12 protein-coding genes are annotated in these 13,064 nt (G+C 70.4%); 10 read left to right on the top strand and 2 right to left on the bottom strand.

What is annotated here, in order from left to right:
- Positions 1 to 48: 48 nt before the first annotated feature.
- Positions 49 to 897, top strand: a complete 849-nt coding sequence (locus FL311_RS17100) for a hypothetical protein (protein ID WP_141326197.1) — start codon at positions 49 to 51, stop codon at positions 895 to 897.
- A 3-nt stretch (positions 898 to 900) separates the two neighbouring features.
- Here FL311_RS17100 and FL311_RS17095 read toward each other — a convergent pair whose 3' ends face one another.
- The gene (locus FL311_RS17095) at positions 901 to 1,527 is read right to left on the bottom strand and encodes a hypothetical protein (protein ID WP_141326196.1); all 627 of its coding nucleotides are present in this window, start codon (positions 1,525 to 1,527) and stop codon (positions 901 to 903) included.
- Positions 1,528 to 1,845: 318 nt separating this feature from the next.
- Here FL311_RS17095 and FL311_RS17090 point away from each other — a divergent pair, with 318 nt between their 5' ends.
- Entirely contained in the window at positions 1,846 to 3,648 is a 1,803-nt protein-coding gene (locus FL311_RS17090; RefSeq protein ID WP_141326195.1) for an acyl-CoA dehydrogenase family protein, read from the top strand.
- A gap of 13 nt (positions 3,649 to 3,661) precedes the next feature.
- Here FL311_RS17090 and FL311_RS17085 read toward each other — a convergent pair whose 3' ends face one another.
- Positions 3,662 to 4,369, bottom strand: a complete 708-nt coding sequence (locus tag FL311_RS17085; RefSeq protein WP_141326194.1) for a PilZ domain-containing protein — start codon at positions 4,367 to 4,369, stop codon at positions 3,662 to 3,664.
- 264 nt (positions 4,370 to 4,633) lie between these two features.
- Between FL311_RS17085 and mraZ the strand changes: the two genes are divergently transcribed.
- From mraZ to mraY, 8 genes are read left to right on the top strand one after another with little or no spacing between them, the layout of a single operon-like run.
- Positions 4,634 to 5,086, top strand: coding sequence for a division/cell wall cluster transcriptional repressor MraZ (gene mraZ / locus FL311_RS17080; RefSeq protein WP_046715510.1), 453 nt, complete (start codon positions 4,634 to 4,636; stop codon positions 5,084 to 5,086).
- Positions 5,087 to 5,132: 46 nt separating this feature from the next.
- Entirely contained in the window at positions 5,133 to 5,519 is a 387-nt protein-coding gene (locus FL311_RS17075) for an STAS domain-containing protein (RefSeq protein ID WP_141326193.1), read from the top strand.
- 6 nt (positions 5,520 to 5,525) lie between these two features.
- A complete protein-coding gene (rsmH, locus tag FL311_RS17070; RefSeq protein ID WP_141326192.1) occupies positions 5,526 to 6,440 on the top strand; it encodes a 16S rRNA (cytosine(1402)-N(4))-methyltransferase RsmH in 915 nt (304 codons plus the stop codon).
- Positions 6,437 to 6,841, top strand: a complete 405-nt coding sequence (ftsL, locus tag FL311_RS17065; RefSeq protein WP_141326191.1) for a cell division protein FtsL — start codon at positions 6,437 to 6,439, stop codon at positions 6,839 to 6,841. Before rsmH ends, ftsL begins: the two co-directional genes overlap by 4 nt.
- Positions 6,838 to 8,859: a penicillin-binding transpeptidase domain-containing protein gene (locus FL311_RS17060; RefSeq protein WP_141326190.1), complete on the top strand. Its 2,022-nt coding sequence runs from the start codon at positions 6,838 to 6,840 to the stop codon at positions 8,857 to 8,859. Before ftsL ends, FL311_RS17060 begins: the two co-directional genes overlap by 4 nt.
- A gap of 54 nt (positions 8,860 to 8,913) precedes the next feature.
- Complete coding sequence (locus tag FL311_RS17055) at positions 8,914 to 10,437, top strand: UDP-N-acetylmuramoyl-L-alanyl-D-glutamate--2,6-diaminopimelate ligase (protein ID WP_141326189.1); 1,524 nt, start codon at positions 8,914 to 8,916, stop codon at positions 10,435 to 10,437.
- A gap of 32 nt (positions 10,438 to 10,469) precedes the next feature.
- A complete protein-coding gene (gene murF / locus FL311_RS17050) occupies positions 10,470 to 11,873 on the top strand; it encodes a UDP-N-acetylmuramoyl-tripeptide--D-alanyl-D-alanine ligase (RefSeq protein WP_141326188.1) in 1,404 nt (467 codons plus the stop codon).
- Complete coding sequence (gene mraY / locus FL311_RS17045) at positions 11,873 to 13,051, top strand: phospho-N-acetylmuramoyl-pentapeptide-transferase (RefSeq protein WP_046715503.1); 1,179 nt, start codon at positions 11,873 to 11,875, stop codon at positions 13,049 to 13,051. Before murF ends, mraY begins: the two co-directional genes overlap by 1 nt.
- Positions 13,052 to 13,064: the final 13 nt, after the last annotated feature.

Below are 13,064 nucleotides of genomic sequence, written 5' to 3'. Positions count from 1 at the left end.
GTCATCGGGGATGCGGGCGGGGGTGACGTCGTGAGGTTCGGGGCGGTGATGGCGCGCGGATGCATTCATCGAGCGGCGCGAGTCTCGGGGCGACGATGGCTCGGGGGCCTTTTGTGCGTGGGGCTCGCGCTCACGGGCTGTCGTGAGGAGAAGCCCGCGCAGCCCCTGCAGTCGCTGAAGCCCGAGCCGCTCCCGTCGCTGACCCCGGGGACGCAGGCCACCGCCGCCGACGACGGGGGCGCGCGGCCCCGGGTCGATGCTCCGGTCTACGGAGAGAAGCTCCCCGCCGGAGCGCCGCGGATGGCGCTCGCGGGTGAGCAGGTGCGCGTGGACGCGGAGACGTTCGAGCCGACGAACCCGGACTCCCTCGCGCGCCTGGCCTCGCGGGTGAAGGGCCGGGACGTGCTGCTCGTGCCGGACGCGGACACGTTCCTGGCGCAGGTGTCGGAGCTGTTCGCGGTGCTGCGGGACTCGGCGGGCTCGGTGTGGCTCGCGCATCCGGACGCGCCCGTCGCCTATCGGTTGGTCCTCCGCGACGAGGAGGGCTTCCGCGAGTGGCTGGCGGAGGTGGCCCCGGGGAAGCTGCGCATCATCCAGCGCGCGGATGGGTTCGAATTGAGCACGAGCGTGGGCAAGCTGCCCGGCCCGGACGCGAACGGCCCGTCGGTGCCGGTGCGCGAGGGGCGTCAGGACCTCGCGATGCTGCGCCGGGGCCTGGGGCTGTTGAAGGGGCGCTTCAAGCAGTCCGAGGACATCTGCCTGGTGCCCTCGTTCGGCACCGAGGTGGCGCAGGCGGCCAGGGCGCTCGGCGCCGTGTACACGTCCCCGGGCGAGCCCCTGTTCGAGACGCTGTGCCTCGTCTACCCGACGCCTCGGCGCGCCGGGGACGCGGGCTGAGCCTCAGGGTTCGAAGCCGAACTGGAACAGGTCCGACAGGCCGTTCGCGGTCCACGCCCGCGAGCCGACCCGCAGCGTGTCGTGGAAGCGTCCCATGACCGCGGGCCTGCCATCCGGTGTGACGGCGACGGTGCCCTCATCCAAGCCGGGGCTGCCGCGGTCCTGTCCGCCGGGGAAGGTCCGCACCCAGCGCCACGAGCCGTGGATGCGGTCGAGCTTCGCGACGTAGACGTTGGCGGCGCTCGCCGCATCGCCATCAGGAACTCCCAGGGCCGCCGTATCCGGGCTGAGGCCCTGGTAGCCGCCGATGACGGTGACGCCGTCGTTCGGGTCCATGGCGAGGGCGTCGATGTCGAAGGCGAAGTTCCACGCCCAGCGCTCCTCGCCGTCGCGTGTCCAGGCGGCGACGAAGGCGTCCTGGTCGATGCCGAGGTTGGCGGTGGACGTGTGCTCCCGTGCCGCGAAGGTGAAGGTGTTGGCGAACGTGCCGACCGCCACCACGCGGTTGCCGTGCGTGGCCACGCCGAGCGCGAAGCCGACCGCGCCGTCCAGCCGGCGGCGCCACTGGGGCTGCCCGGTGACGACACCCGCGACGAACAACGCCACCAGCACGCTCGAACTCGTTCTCATGACAGTCCCCCTCCCTGGAGGCGGAGCGCCTCCGGCCTGGAGTGAGGGGCCCTGGGTGGTCATCGTGAGCGGTGTCGACGTCTGCGGGACCCCTGTGACTGTCGCTCACGCCACAGGCACGGGGCCCCGCACGTTCCGCTGCGCGGAAATACCGGACGCGAAGTGCGGAAAGCCGCGGGGAACGGACAGGCCCGCAGCGAGAAAAGGGCTGGCCCGCCTGCTTCTCCCCCTAAGATGGCGCGCTTCATAGCTTACACGGTGGGTCGTGTGCCCGCCGGCGGAAGGGGTGTTCCTTCCGTTCACCTTGGGAGGTCTTGGATGGCCGCAGTGAATGAGCCCGCCGCGTCGAAGGAAAACCCCACCGGAGGTGCCTTCCTGTTCCAGGAGGTCGGCGCTGCCCGCGTCCTCACGCCGGAGACCTTCACGGAGGAGCAACGGCTCTTCTTCCGCACCGCGCTCCAGTTCAGCCGCGAGCAGGTGGTGCCGCAGTCCGAGCGCATCGAGCACAAGGACAACGCGCTGCTGCGCGAGCTCTTGCGACAGGCGGGCGAGCTGGGCCTGCTGAGCACGGACATCCCCGAGGCCTACGGCGGCACGGGCCTGGACAAGACGACCTCGCTGCTGCTCGCGGAGGCGATGGGCCTCAACGGCTCCTGGTCCGTGACATTCGGCGCGCACGTGGGCATCGGCACGCTGCCCATCGTCTGGTTCGGCAACGCGGCCCAGAAGGCGAAGTACCTGCCGAAGCTCGCCACGGGCGAGTGGGTGGCGGCGTACGCGCTCACCGAGCAGGGCAGCGGCAGCGACGCGCTGGGCGCGAAGACGAAGGCGGTGCGCTCGCCGGACGGCAAGCACTGGCTCCTCAACGGCTCCAAGCTCTACATCACCAACGCGGCCTTCGCGGACGTGTTCGTCGTCTTCGCCAAGGTGGACGGTGACAAGTTCACCGGCTTCATCGTGGAGAAGGACACCCCGGGCTTCAGCGTGGGCCCCGAGGAGCACAAGATGGGCATCCGTGGCTCGTCCACGTGCCCGCTCTACTTCGAGGACGCGAAGGTGCCCGCCGAGAACCTGCTGGGCGAGGTGGGCCGAGGCCACAAGATTGCCTTCAACATCCTCAACTACGGCCGGCTGAAGCTGGGCGCGGGTGTGCTCGGCAGCATGAAGCTCAACCTGGCCAACGCGCTGCGCTTCACCCAGGAGCGCAAGCAGTTCGGCACGGCCATCGCCGACTTCCCGCTGTCGCGCGAGAAGCTGGCGCGCATGGCGATGCTCGTCCACGCGGTGGAGAGCATGACCTACCGCACCGCGGGCCTGGTCGACGCGCGCCTGGCCTCGCGGGACAAGAGTGCCCCGGACTTCGAGGCGCACCTGCTGGCCGCGGTGGAGGAGTACGCCATCGAGTCCTCCATCATGAAGGTCTACGGCTCGGAGGCCCTGGGCCACCTGCTGGATGACGCCGTGCAGCTGCACGGCGGCGCGGGCTTCATCGAGGAGTACCCCATCGAGCGCGCCTACCGCGACGCGCGCGTCAACCGCATCTTCGAGGGCACCAACGAGATCAACCGCATGCTCATCACGGGCATGATCCTCAAGCGCGCGGTGAAGGGGGATTTGCCGCTGTTCTCCGTGGCGAAGAACATCGCGGACGAGCTGTCGCGCGGGGAGCGCCCCCGCGCCCGCACGGAGGACGCGCTGGCGGCGGAGGAGGTCGCCGCGGAGAGCACCAAGCGCCTGGCGCTGCACGCCCTGCGCATCGCCGCGGAGAAGTTCGGCCCGGAGCTGGAGAAGCACCAGGAGGTGCTCGCCGCGCTCTCCGACGTGATGATGGACGCGTTCGCGCTGGACTCGCTCGTCACGCGCACCCGGCAGGTGGCCGCGGGCGGGCAGGTGGACCCGGTGCGGCTGGCGCTGGTGCGCCTGTTCGCGTTCGACAGCGCGCCGCGCGTGTACGAGCGCACCCGCCGCGCCCTGTGCGCCACGCTCGAGGGCGACGCGCTGGACAAGGAGCTGACGCGCCTGCGCACGCTGGACGTCTTCACGCCGTACAACCCGGCCCACCTGCGTGAGACGGTGGTGACCGCCGTCGAGGCCGCCGGCGGCTACCCCTTCGCGGAGTAGCCTCCCGCCGCCCTCACGGCATCCGCGTCACCGCGTCCATGCCGAAGCTCACCCGCGCCTTCCACGGCGCGGGGGGCAACGAGCTCAAGGCCAGGAGCGCGTCCAGCCGCTCCTGCATGGGCGCGCGCAGCCGGCCGAACGTGGCGCCGAAGCCCGGCGTCGCCTCGGTGGCGTTCTTGCGCGGCGTGGACGCGGTCCACACCACCTCGCCGTGCAACAGCAGCGCGCCGCCCGTCAGGTCCATCTCCAACAGGAACGGCGTGCCCACGCGCACGTGGCGGGGCAGGGCGGGCGCCATCACGTCCAGCCCCACGCCGCCGCGCGAGATGTCGCGCACCAGGAAGGCCGGCGACAGGGGTGTTGCCTCCACCGCGCGCAGGTGCAGGGGCAGCCGGGGGAAGCGGCGCAGCCCCTCCTTCTCCTGCACGGAGAAGATGCGCTGGAGCACCGCGTCCAGCGCGGAGCGATCCTCCGTGGCGCCGTAGCGCACCGTGAGCAGGTAGTCGCGCTCCGGGCGCGGCTCCACCTGCACCACCTCGCCCAGCACCTCCACGGGCCGCAGCGCGCCTCCGGCATGCAGCTCGAAGGTGAAGCGGGTGCCCAGCGGCAGGCTGCGACGCGTGTGGAGGGTGGCGCCTCCTTGACCCACGCTGCGCGTGTACTCCCCCACCAGGGACTGCGGGCTCTTGTAGGCCACCTTCAGTCGCACGTTCGTGTTCACGCACCCGTCACTCTGCGCCCTTCTCGGGGGGAGCTCAAGTTTACCCCAGCGCCACGGGTAGGGCGCCGCGCCGCGCCAAACACCTGACCTTCCAGGTGTGACGGGTTGTCCGGATGTCGGCGTTGCACTGGCGGCGTGTTCCAACCTGTTGCGCTTTCTTGACCCCCCCCATGTGGGCGCGTATGAATGCCGCCCGGTAGTGGCAAGAAGTGGGAAGGAGTGGAGCTTCATCCCTTGATGGGCTGAAAAGGTGGATCGCCCCCCGTGTTCCGAGGCGTCTATGAGCACCAGATCGACGCGAAGGGGCGGACCAGCCTCCCGGCGAAGCTCCGGGAGACCCTGGTGGGGGCCTACGACGAGCGGCTCATCGTCACGACCGCGCTGGACCGGTGCCTGCACGCCTACCCGGTGCGGGAGTGGGAGGCGCTGGAGACCTCCCTCGCGCGGCGAAATCCCATGGAGCCCGGGGTGAAGACGCTGATGCGCCTGTACGTGGCCAGCGCCCAGGAGTGCCCGCTGGACCGGCTGGGACGGCTGCTCATCCCACCGTCGCTCCGGACGTATGCGGGGTTGGAGAAGGACGTGGTGTGGGCGGGGATGGTGAAGGTCATCGAGCTTTGGAGCCGCGAGGGCTGGGCGAAGGCCCAGGAAGAGGCCCGCCAGGAGGCGGCCTCCGCGGACGTGATGAAGGTGCTCTCCGAGCTGCGGCAGCCGTAGTCCGGAAAGTCGACAGAGGGCTGAAGTCCCCAGAGGGTGACACCGTATGAATCAGGTTCTGGAGGTGCGGCGAGGAGCGGCGAGCGTGCTGGCGGGTGCCGGGCGCGTGGAGACGCTCATGCTGGAGGGCGAGCTGAGCGAGCAGGACCTGCTGACCCTGTGCGACGAGCTCACCCAGCGCATGCACCGGGGCCTGCGTCAGGTGGTGCTGGACCTGTCCGACGTCGGCCACCTCAACTACAAGGGCGTCAAGCCGCTGATGGCCCGCGCCGAGGCCTTCCGCCGCACCGGCGGCGATTTGAAGCTGTCCGGCCTGTCGCCGTACCTGGCGGCCATCTTCCGGGCCGCCGGCGCGCACGACGCCTTCGAAATCTACCCGCACATGAACGACGCTCGCGCCGCCTTCGGCCTCGCGCGGGCTCCCTTCGTCTGAGTGCTCGTGGGGGCCTTGGAATTCCAGCACCACACCGTCCTGCTGCGTGAAGCGGTGGAGCTGCTGCGACCGGGAGCGGGCAAGATGATCATCGACGGCACACTCGGGGGTGGTGGCCACACGGAGGCGCTCCTGGCCCAGGGCGCGTCCGTCGTCGGCGTGGACCGCGACCCGGTGGCGCTGGCGGCGGCCACCTCCCGGCTGGGCCCCAACCCCCGCTTCCAGGGCCGCGCCGGCAACTTCGCCGACCTGCCCCGCGTCACCCGCGACCTGCTGCCCGTGGACGGCGTGCTCGTGGACCTGGGCGTGTCCTCGCCCCAGCTCGACGTGGCCGAGCGCGGCTTCTCCTTCAACAAGGACGGCCCGCTGGACATGCGCATGGGCCCGGACGGCCCCACCGCCGCGGAGCTCATCGCCACGCTGGACGAGCGCGAGCTCAAGCACATCCTCGAGGAGTACGGCGAGGAGCCCTTCGCCCGGCCCATCGCCCGCGAACTCAAGCGGGCGCTGCCCACACGCACGCTGGAGGCCGCGGAGGTCGTCAAGCGCGCGGTGCCGCGCAAGGCGTGGCCCAACCGCATCCACGTGGCCACCCGGACGTTCCAGGCGCTGCGCATGGCCGTCAACCAGGAGCTGGAGGCGCTGGACGCGCTCTTGTCCGCGCTGCCGGGCCTGCTCAAGGTGGGCGGGCGCGCCGCCGTCATCTCCTTCCACTCGCTGGAGGACCGGAAGGTGAAGGAAGCCTTCCGCGCGCTGGAGGGGCGCTGCACCTGCCCTCCGGGCCTGCCCGTCTGCGTCTGCCAGAGCGTGGGCAACTTCAGCGTGGTGACGAAGAAGGCCGTGTCCGCCTCGGAGCAAGAGGTGGAGGTCAACCCCCGCTCTCGGAGCGCGCACCTGCGCGTGGTGGAGAAAGTGCGATGAGCAAGGCGTCGTCCCAGCGTGGCTCCGTCTCGGTGACGGGCGTGCTGCTGCACCTGCTGCCCGCGGTCCTGCTGTTCACCCTGTTCGCGGCGGTGGGCATCCTCCACGTCACCAGCCGGGTGATGGTGGTGGACATGGGCTACCGGCTGTCGCGCGAGGAGGCCGAGAGCCGCTCGCTGACGCGGGAGAACGACCGGCTCAAGCTGGAGCTGGCCACGCTCAAGTCCCCCGGCCGGCTGGAGCGCGTGGCGCGTGAGCAGCTGGGCATGAGCATGCCCGCGGGCAGCGCGGTGGTGTCGCTGTCCGCGGAGAAGCCCTCTCGCGCCAGCGCCTCCGCCCAGGCCCCGCAGGACACCAGGCCCGCCGTGCGCGTGGCCGGCCGTGGAGGCGCGGGCCGGTGAGGGACTTCAAGGCGACCCGGGCTCCGGAGCCCAACGCGAAGGGGCTGAAGCTGCGGGTGCAGCTGTTGTTCGGCCTCTTCCTGCTCCTCTTGGGAGTCGCCTTCGGTCGCGCCGTGCAGCTGCAGGTCTTCGAGCAGGAGAAGCTGCGGGGGATGGCGCAGGACCAGTACGTCCGCCAGATCGAGATCCCCGCCCGGCGCGGCGACATCTTCGACCGGCGCGGCACGCCGCTCGCCCAGAGCGTGGAGGTGGACTCCGTCTGGGTGGACCCGTCGATGCTGCCCGACGTGCGCCAGGCCTCGAAGCAGCTGGCCAAGGCCCTGAAGGTGGACGCGGATGAGCTGGCCGCGCGCCTGGCCCGCTCCAAGCGCTTCGCCTGGGTCAAGCGCCAGGCCAAGCCCCAGGAGGTCGCCGCGGTGAAGGCGCTGGGCCTGCCCGGCCTGGGCTTCACCAAGGAGCCCAAGCGCTTCTATCCCCAGCGCGAGCTGGGCGCGCACGTGATGGGCCTGGTCGGCATGGACGGCAAGGGCCTGGAGGGCCTGGAGAAGGCCTTCGAGGACGAGCTGTCCGGGCAGAACTCGCGCATGTCCGGCTTCCGCGACGCCAAGGGCCGCAAGCTGCTGGTGCAGGGCGCCACCGACCCCCTGGAGCGCCAGGGCGCCGCCGTCACCCTGACCTTGGACCGCCACCTCCAGTACGTGGCCGAGAAGGCCCTGGCCAAGGCGGTGGAGGAGGCCAAGGCCGTCGCCGGCATGGTGGTGGCGCTGGACCCCAAGACGGGGGAGCTGCTCGCGGTGGCCAACCACCCGCGCTTCAACCCGAACACGCCCGAGTCCAGCTCCCGCGGCGGCATGCGCAACCGCGCCGCGCTGGACACCTTCGAGCCCGGCTCCACCACCAAGCCGTTCGTGGTGGCCACCGCGCTGGAGGAGAAGGCGATTACGCCCGACAGCGTCTTCTTCTGCGAGAACGGCGCCTGGCGCGTGGGGCGCCACACCATCAACGACACCCACTCCTACGGGTGGCTGGCGCCGCAGGGCATCCTCCAGGTGTCCTCCAACATCTGCATGGCCAAGATTGCCCAGGTGCTGGGCCGCGAGAAGATGGTCGCCGGCTACCACGCCTTCGGCTTCGCCGAGCGCACGGGGCTGTCGCTGCCCGGCGAGGGCCGGGGCGTCATCCCCTTCCCGAAGGCCGAAGTGTCCCTGGCCACCCAGTCCTTCGGCCAGGGCATGACGGCCACCGCGGTGCAGATCGCCGCCGGCTATGGTGCGCTGGCCAACGATGGCGTGATGATGCGCCCCTACCTGGTGTCGAAGGTGGTGGACCCGGACGGGGTGGTTCTGCTGGAGAACCGTCCCACGGAGGTCCGCCGGGTCGTGTCCAGCAAGGTCGCCCGGCAGGTGGTGGGCATGCTCGAAAGCGTGGTCGTCAAGGGAGGCACCGCGCCCCGGGCGGCCATGGATGAATACCGGGTGGCGGGCAAGACGGGCACCGCCCAGAAGGCGGACCCCGTGGCCCGGGGCTACTCGGACAAGCGTATCGCCTCCTTCGTCGGCATGGTGCCGGCCGAGGATCCTCGCATCGTCATCCTCGTGGTGGTGGACGAACCCAAGACAGACGTGTACGGGGGGCTCGTGGCTGCCCCTGCTTTCAAGGAAATTGCGACCGCCGCCATGGCCCACCTGGCCGTGCCTCCGTCTCGGACGGTGGCACCCGGGGCGGCCATGGCCGCCGCGTCCCCCGCGCCTGGCGCGGCGAAGCCGGTGGCCCGCGCGGCCGTCGAGCCCGCCCGCCCGGCGTTGGAGGAAGCGGTCTCGGAGAGCCCTGAGCCCGGCACGGTGCGTGTGCCGGACGTCCAGGGGGCCGGGGGGCGTGAGGCCGTGGTGAAGCTGCTCGCCGCGGCGTTGGAGCCACAGGTACTGGGAAGTGGTCGTGTGGTGTCTCAAACCCCCGCCGCCGGCTCGCTGGTGGAGAAGGGGGCCCGGGTGACGCTGGAGATGGCGACGCGGCAATGAGGCCGCGCTTGCTCCAGGCCCCGCGCTTGCAATGCGTGTGAAGAAGGGGAAGAGATGAAGCTGACGGATGTCCTCGCAGGGTGTGGTGCCGAGCAGACCTCGGGTGGTCGTTCCGCGGTCGACGTCACCGGTGTGACCCAGGACTCGCGGCATGTGAAGCCCGGCGACTTGTTCGTCGCCATTCCCGGCACCAAGGAGGATGGTGCCCAGTTCATCGGGGAGGCCGTGTCACGCGGAGCCGTGGCGGTGGTCTCCGAGAAGCCGGTGCCCTCCTCGCAGGTGCCCTTCTTCAAGGTGGGCAGCGCGCGCAAGGCGCTGGCCCTCATCGCGGCGAACTTCCATGGCCGTCCGGCCGACAAGCTGACGTTGCTCGCCGTCACCGGCACCAACGGGAAGACGACGACGTCCTTCCTGCTGGAGGCGATGAGCGCGGCGGCCTACGTGTCCACGGGTGTCATCGGCACGCTGGGCTACAAGTTCGGCGGCAAGACGGTGCCGACGGCGAACACGACGCCGGACCCGCTGGAGCTGCACCGCATCTTCAAGGAGATGGTGGACGCGGGCGTGGAGACGGTGGTGATGGAGGTCTCCAGCCACGCGCTCGCGCAGGAGCGCGTGCACGGGCTGACCTTCAAGGCCGCGGGCTTCAGCAACCTGAGCCGCGACCACCTCGACTACCACAAGGACATGGAGGACTACTTCCAGTCCAAGCGGAAGCTCTTCGCGGAGAACCTGTCCGCCTCGGGCGTGGCCGTGGTCAACGGCGACGACACCTACGCCAGCCGCATCTACAACGAGCAGCGCGGCCAGAAGAAGATGGCGTGGAAGTTCAGCCGTCAGGGCAGCGGTGAAATCTCCGCCTCGGACGTCACGTTCTCGCTGGATGGCATCAAGGGCACGCTGAAGACGCCCTCGGGTGACATCGCGCTCAAGAGCAAGCTCTTGGGGCCCCACAACCTGGAGAACATCCTCCTGGCGGTGGGCATTGGCATTGGCGCGGGCTTCTCGCGCAGCGACGTGAAGGTCGGCATCGAGCGGATGACGCCGGTGGAAGGCCGCATGGAGCGCGTGGAGAACTACGGCCCGGGCGGAGCGCCGGCGGTGCTGGTGGACTACGCGCACACGGACGACGCGCTCAAGCGCGCGCTCGAGGCGGCGCGCTCCTTGGCCAAGGGCCGCGTCATCGTGGTCTTCGGCTGCGGTGGGGACCGGGACAAGGGCAAGCGCCCGCTGATGGGGCAGGTGGCCGCGGAGGCCGCCGACGTCGCCGTCATCACCAGCGACAACCCGCGCACGGAGGACCCGGACGACATCATCGCCCAGGTGACGCCGGGCCTGGAGAAGGCGGGGCTGCGCCGCATCTCCGCCGCCAAGGTGAAGTCGGGTGAGAAGGGCTACCTGGTGGAAGCGGACCGCCGCGCCGCCATCGAGCAGGCCATCAGCCTGGCGACGGGGGAGGACGTGGTGCTCATCGCCGGCAAGGGCCATGAGACCTACCAGCAGGTGGGCCAGGAGAAGCACAAGTTCGACGACCGGCAGGTGGCCGCCACGGTGCTGGCTGCCCGCAAACCCAGCTGAGACAAGGCGCGCGAGGCGGGCCCTCACACCCCATGGCAGCTCGATTCAGCGACGAAGAGGTGGTGCAGGCGACCGGGGCGACCCGGCGCCTGGGGCCCGGACCGGCCGCCTTCGAAGCGGTCTGCACGGACACGCGGGCACTCACCCCGGGCTGCCTGTTCGTGGCGCTCGTGGGTGAGCGCTTCGACGCGCACGCCTTCGTGGACGCCGCGGCCCAAGGTGGCGCGGCGGGCGCGGTGGTGGCCAGGGGCCGCGCGCTGCCGGCGCTGCCCGAGGGCTTCGTGCTGTACGAGGTGGAGGACACGCTGATGGCGTTGGGGGCCCTGGGCCGCCACCACCGTCAGCGCTTCCGCATCCCCATCTGCGCGGTGGGCGGCTCCAACGGGAAGACGACCACCAAGGAGATGGTGGGCGCCATCCTGGCCACGCGCGGGCCGGCCCTGAAGACGGAGGGCAACTTCAACAACGAGATTGGTGTCCCCCTGACGCTGTTCCGGCTGGAGCCCCAGCACGTGGCGGCCGTCATCGAGGTGGGGATGAACCGCCCGGGTGAAATCGAGCGGCTCACCCGCGTGGTGCGCCCCGACGCGGGCGTCATCACCGTCGTCCAGCCCGAGCACCTGGAGGGGCTGGGCAGCCTGCGGGGCGTGGCGGACGCGGAAGGGGAGATGTTCCAGGAGATGGGGCCGGGCACCACCATCGTCGTCAACGTGGACGACGCGCTCATCCCCGCGCAGGCCGAGCGCAGCACGGCGAACCGGCTGACGTTCGGCCGGACGGACGGCGCGGACGTGCGGCTGGTGTCGGTGGAGACGAAGGGCCGCGACGGCATGGTGGCCACGGTGCGTCACCTGGGCCGCGAGTGGCCGGTGCGCCTGGCGTTCATCGGCCCGCACAACGCGCAGAACGCCACGGCGGCCTTCGCGGTGGCGCTGGCCCTGGGCTACACGCCGGAGGAGTGCGTGCGCGGGCTGGAGGCGGCGCGGCCGTACTCGCGGCGGCTCAACGTGCTGGACGGGCAGGGCGGCGTGACGGTCATCGACGATTGCTACAACGCCAACCCCGCGTCCATGGACGCGGCGCTGGAGACCCTGGGCACGCTGGTTCCCTCGGGCGGCCGGGCGGTGGCGGTGCTGGGCGACATGCTGGAATTGGGCCCGGGCGAGCTGGAGGAGCACGCGCGCCTGGGCGAGCAGGTGTCGGGCAAGGCGGCGCTGGTGGCGTTCTTCGGCCCGCGCTCGGCGGAAGGCTTCAAGCGCGCGGGGCTGGCAGAGGCCGCGGCGCATTTCACGGAGGTGGAGCCGCTGGTGGCGTGGTTGACGCCGCGGCTGCGCCCCCAGGACGTGGTGCTGGTGAAGGCGAGCCGCGGCATGCGGCTGGAGCGGGTGGTGGCCGCGCTGACGGGCACCCCGACGTCCTCCGGAGGAAACCACTAGTGCTGTACCTGCTCTACGAGCTCATCCAGAACACGGAGGCGGGGCGCATCCTCAACTTCTTGCGCTACCCCACCTTCCGCATCATCGCCGCCGGGGTCTTCGCGCTCGTGCTGGGCATGCTGATTGGTCCGCGCCTCATCGCGAGGCTCAGGCTCAAGCAGCACGGGCAGAGCAACGTGCGCGAGGACACGCCGGACTCGCATCAGAAGAAGAAGGGCACGCCCACCATGGGTGGCGCGCTCATCCTCATCTGCATCGCGGCGGGCACGCTGTTGTTCGCGGACCTGAAGAGCCGCGTCGTCTGGGTGGTGCTGCTGCTCACCTTCGGCTACGGCTTCATCGGCTTCCTGGACGACTGGCTCAAGCTGTCCAAGCGCAACTCCAAGGGCCTGGCGGGCCGCAAGAAGATGGTGCTGCAGACCTTCTTCTACCTGGTGGCGGTGTTCGGCCTGCTCACCACGTGGACGCAAGCAGACGGCTCGTTCGGCCCCACGCTGCTCATCAACACGCGGCTGACCCTGCCCTTCATCCCCTCGCACTGGTTCAACCTGGACCTGGGGTGGTTCTACGTCGTGTTCGCGTGGGTGGTGGTGGTGGGCACGTCCAACGCGGTGAACCTCACCGACGGTCTGGACGGCCTGGCCATCGTCCCCACCATCGTCTCCGCGATTACCTTCGCGGTGCTCTGCTACGTGGCGGGCACCACGCTGAGCATCGCCGACTCGGTGACGGTGGGGGGCACCACGAAGCTGGTGGCCACGCCGCTGTACCAGTACCTGGGCATCCTCCAGGTGAAGGGCGGCGCGGAGCTGGCGGTGTTCTGCGCGGCCATCGTCGGCGCGGGCATCTCCTTCCTGTGGTTCAACACCTATCCGGCCTCCGTGTTCATGGGCGACATCGGCTCGCTGGCGCTGGGCGGGGCCCTGGGCGGACTCGCCGTGCTGTCCAAGAACGAGGTCGTCTCCGCCATCATCCACGGCATCTTCTTCGCGGAGGCGCTGAGCGTGATGATTCAGGTGGCCTCGTTCAAGATGACCGGCAAGCGGGTGTTCAAGATGGCGCCGGTGCACCACCACTTCGAGCTCAAGGGCCTGGCCGAGCCGAAGATCATCGTCCGTTTCTGGATCGTCTCCATCCTCTGTGGTGGCGTGGCGCTCCTGTCGCTGAAGCTGCGCTGATTCCCCCAAGGGG

Source organism: Myxococcus sp. AB025B, assembly GCF_006518215.1.
Taxonomy (GTDB): domain Bacteria; phylum Myxococcota; class Myxococcia; order Myxococcales; family Myxococcaceae; genus Myxococcus; species Myxococcus fulvus.
The sequence above is the reverse complement of the archived record's forward strand: the minus strand, read 5'-3'. Positions and strand labels throughout refer to the sequence as shown.

Excerpts from the sequence above, each read along its gene's own strand:
- FL311_RS17090 (WP_141326195.1), top strand. The coding sequence starts at position 1,846 with ATGGCCGCAGTGAATGAGCCCGCCGCGTCGAAGGAAAACCCCACCGGA.
- murF (WP_141326188.1), top strand. The coding sequence starts at position 10,470 with ATGGCAGCTCGATTCAGCGACGAAGAGGTGGTGCAGGCGACCGGGGCG.
- FL311_RS17055 (WP_141326189.1), top strand. The coding sequence starts at position 8,914 with ATGAAGCTGACGGATGTCCTCGCAGGGTGTGGTGCCGAGCAGACCTCG.
- FL311_RS17100 (WP_141326197.1), top strand. The coding sequence starts at position 49 with ATGGCGCGCGGATGCATTCATCGAGCGGCGCGAGTCTCGGGGCGACGA.
- FL311_RS17095 (WP_141326196.1), bottom strand. The coding sequence starts at position 1,527 with ATGAGAACGAGTTCGAGCGTGCTGGTGGCGTTGTTCGTCGCGGGTGTC.
- ftsL (WP_141326191.1), top strand. The coding sequence starts at position 6,437 with ATGAGCAAGGCGTCGTCCCAGCGTGGCTCCGTCTCGGTGACGGGCGTG.
- FL311_RS17075 (WP_141326193.1), top strand. The coding sequence starts at position 5,133 with ATGAATCAGGTTCTGGAGGTGCGGCGAGGAGCGGCGAGCGTGCTGGCG.